Genomic DNA, 2,864 nt, shown 5'->3' with positions numbered 1-2,864 from the left:
TCCTGCAAGCGGACGTCCCGCGCCTATCCCGCGCTCTGGGCGGCCGCCAACGCACCCTCGTCGTTCGCGTTCACGGCGTGCTCGGGCGCCCGGACGACGGATGTGACGGCCAACCAGCTCGCCCCTCTGACCAGCGCGACCGACCTCGTCTCGATCACCGTCGGCGGCAACGACGCGGGTTTCGCCGACGTCATGACCACCTGCGTCCTGCAGTCCGAGTCCGCCTGCATCGCCCGCGTCAACGAGGCCCGGCAGTACGTGGACACCACGCTCCCCGGCCGCCTCGACGCGGTGTACACGGCCATCCGCAACAAGGCCCCGTCCGCGCGGGTCGTCGTCCTCGGCTACCCCCGCTTCTACAAGCTCGGCGGCAGCTGCATCGCCGGCCTCTCGGAGAACGAGCGCAAAGCCATCAACGACGCGGCCGACCACCTCAACGCGGCCACCGCCAAGCGGGCCGTGAACCACGGATACGCCTTCGCGGACGTCGTACCGGCCTTCACCGGCCACGAGATCTGCTCCGGCTCCCCGTGGCTGCACAGCGTGAACTGGCTCAACATCGGCGAGTCCTACCACCCGACCGCCTCCGGCCAGTCCGGCGGCTACCTGCCCACCTTCAGGGCTGCGGCGTAAGCTCCCCGTGCCGCCGCTCCGCCCCTCACCCGGGGCCGGAAACCGGCGACCCGCTCTCGGAGCTCACGGAACGGTCCACAACGCCGCCGCCCTGCCGGCCCTGCTGGCCGAACAGGACGGCGGAGTCGTGGGCCTGCTCACCTACACGACCTCGGACCACATCGACCTGTGAGGCGCCTCACGTCGTCGCGCGCACCGGCCGCCGCAGCAGATAGACGGCCGCGGTCGAGACCAGGGCGGCCATGCACGCGATGAACACCAGACCGGCACCCTCCAGGCCGATCGGGCTCACGAGCAGCCCCACACCGATCACCGGCACGGAGATACCCGCGTACGCCACGACGAAGAGCGTGGAGACCACTGAGGCGCGACGGTCCGCGGGAGACGCCGCCGCCACCGCGGACAGCGCCCCGCGAAAGGCCAGCCCCTGCCCGCCCGCCGACCAGGGCGCTCAGCACCACCAACGGCAACAGGTCCCAGTGCAGCGCTCCCGCGAGCAGCGCGAGCCCGGCGAGCAGCCCGGCGCAGCCCAGTGGCAGCGACCGTCGCGTCCCGACCCGGCCGACCGCCGACTGGCCCGCGGTCGAGGCGAAGAAGGCGAGCGCGACGACGAGTCCGCTCACAGCATGGTCGTGCACGTCGAGGGATTGCGCGAGGAACGCCGGACTGACCGACGTGAACACCCCGAACAGAGCGAACCCCACGAACGAGGCGGTCGCCGCGGGCCCGAACACCGCCCGCACCCGCGGGGCACTCCCGGCCGCTGCGGCCGCACCGTGCTCAGCGGCCGCCGCTCCCGTACGGTCTCCGGCAGCCACAGCAGGACGGCCACCGAGCCGGCCACCAGCGCGAGGTGGACGGCGAACGGCAGGTACAGCGGCCAGGCGGCGTACTGCGCGAGCACTCCGGCGAGCAGCGGACCGCAGCCCAGCCCGCCCATGTTGGCGGCGGTGGCCACGAACGTGGCCCGGGAGGCATCGCCCTGCGGTGCGAGCTCCAGCACGTACACCGTGGCGGCCCCGGTGAAGAGCCCGGCGGACAGCCCCGACAGCAGCCGGCCCGCGTACAGCCAGCCCAGTCCCTCGGCGGCCAGGAAGCAGACGGCGCTCGCCGCCGCGAAGACGAGGCCCGCCAGCAGCACCGGCCGCCTGCCCACGGCATCGGAGGTGTTGCCCGCCAGGAGCAGCACACCGATGACCCCGAAGGCGTACACGGCGTACACCACGGTCACGATCAGCTCGGAGAAGCCGAACTTCTCCTGGTAGAGGCCGTAGAGCGGGGTCGGCAACGTGGTGCCGGCCATGCACACGGCGAACACCGCCCCGCCGAGCAGGCACGGGTACCACCCTCGACGTTCACCGTCCATGCCGCCGACGCTAACCTCCCCAGCCGCCTGCCAGTGGCACGACGTGCCCGACGCACCTTCCGGCTTCCGGACGCTGCGACGGTGGGCCCGCACCGGTCACGCGCTCGCCGGCCCCGCGTACGGGGCCGCCCGCCCCCGCCGCCTGGCCATGATGGTCAAGACGGACTCGGACAACCGCGACGCCAAGACGGCCGCGCCGCTCGCCCGCCCGTGGTTGGGTCCGTGGTTGCAGGAGTCGTGCGTCGATGAGTTCGGGCGTCGCTCGCGGGCTGTATCGGCCGGGAATGCCGAGGAGATCTGTCGCCCAGTAGTTCGATGGGCTCCGGCTGGTGGTGCTGGAGGGGCCGTAGGACGCGCGTGTGACTCGGTTCGATGGCCGGTGGCCGGGCCGAACTCCACGTCCGGCGCGGCCGCCGGCCACGGCTTCAAGCTCTGTGTCGGGCTACTGGACCTCGAGGCCGATGACGATCCCGTCGAAGTCGTAACTGTTGCTGTCCACCGCCCATGTGGTCCTGCCGCCGCCCTGGGAGGCCCACGGGGTGACGGCGGCGACTCCGGGCACTCCGTGATCCACCGCCGTCACCGAGAGGCGGAAGTCGGTGAGGGTCACGCTGGAGGGCCAGCTGCGTGTCTCAAGGAAAAGGCGGTACTTGTCCGGGTCGCGTCCGTTGTCATCGGTGGCCAGACCGGAGGCGCCGCCGCCCTGGGACGCCCAAGGGGTGAACTGCGGGGGCCCGTAGTGCCCGCCGTTGTCCATCGCCTGTGCACCGATGCGGAAGTCGAGCTGCCCCAGCGCCTCGGGAAGCGTGTCCAGGTTGATGCGGACGGCATCGGGGTCGTACCCGTTCGCGTCACCGGCCCAAGG

The 2,864-nt window shown here is 72.1% G+C and carries 5 protein-coding genes; 2 read left to right on the top strand and 3 right to left on the bottom strand.

Going from position 1 to position 2,864, the window contains the following annotated elements; translation table 11 throughout:
• Both ABEB09_RS34780 and ABEB09_RS34775 read left to right on the top strand, forming a co-directional pair.
• A partial coding sequence (locus ABEB09_RS34780; RefSeq protein ID WP_345694203.1) for an SGNH/GDSL hydrolase family protein occupies positions 1 to 633 on the top strand: 633 nt, incomplete at its 5' end.
• 7 nt (positions 634 to 640) lie between these two features.
• The gene (locus ABEB09_RS34775) at positions 641 to 805 is read left to right on the top strand and encodes a hypothetical protein (protein ID WP_345694202.1); all 165 of its coding nucleotides are present in this window, start codon (positions 641 to 643) and stop codon (positions 803 to 805) included.
• A gap of 6 nt (positions 806 to 811) precedes the next feature.
• Here ABEB09_RS34775 and ABEB09_RS34770 read toward each other — a convergent pair whose 3' ends face one another.
• From ABEB09_RS34770 to ABEB09_RS34760, 3 genes are all read right to left on the bottom strand, one after another.
• The gene (locus ABEB09_RS34770; protein WP_345694201.1) at positions 812 to 973 is read right to left on the bottom strand and encodes a hypothetical protein; all 162 of its coding nucleotides are present in this window, start codon (positions 971 to 973) and stop codon (positions 812 to 814) included.
• A gap of 279 nt (positions 974 to 1,252) precedes the next feature.
• On the bottom strand, positions 1,253 to 1,999 hold the full coding sequence (locus tag ABEB09_RS34765; protein WP_345694200.1) for an MFS transporter: 747 nt from the start codon (positions 1,997 to 1,999) through the stop codon (positions 1,253 to 1,255).
• A gap of 442 nt (positions 2,000 to 2,441) precedes the next feature.
• Positions 2,442 to 2,864 (bottom strand): hypothetical protein (locus tag ABEB09_RS34760; protein ID WP_345694199.1); only part of this gene is annotated, 423 nt, incomplete at its 5' end.

Source organism: Streptomyces coeruleoprunus, assembly GCF_039542925.1.
GTDB lineage: Bacteria > Actinomycetota > Actinomycetes > Streptomycetales > Streptomycetaceae > Streptomyces > Streptomyces coeruleoprunus.
This window is presented reverse-complemented; position numbering and strand designations above follow the sequence as displayed.

What these genes read in the sequence shown, in the direction of transcription:
- ABEB09_RS34765 (WP_345694200.1), bottom strand. Translation starts at nt 1,999, where the DNA reads ATGGACGGTGAACGTCGAGGGTGGTACCCGTGCCTGCTCGGCGGGGCG.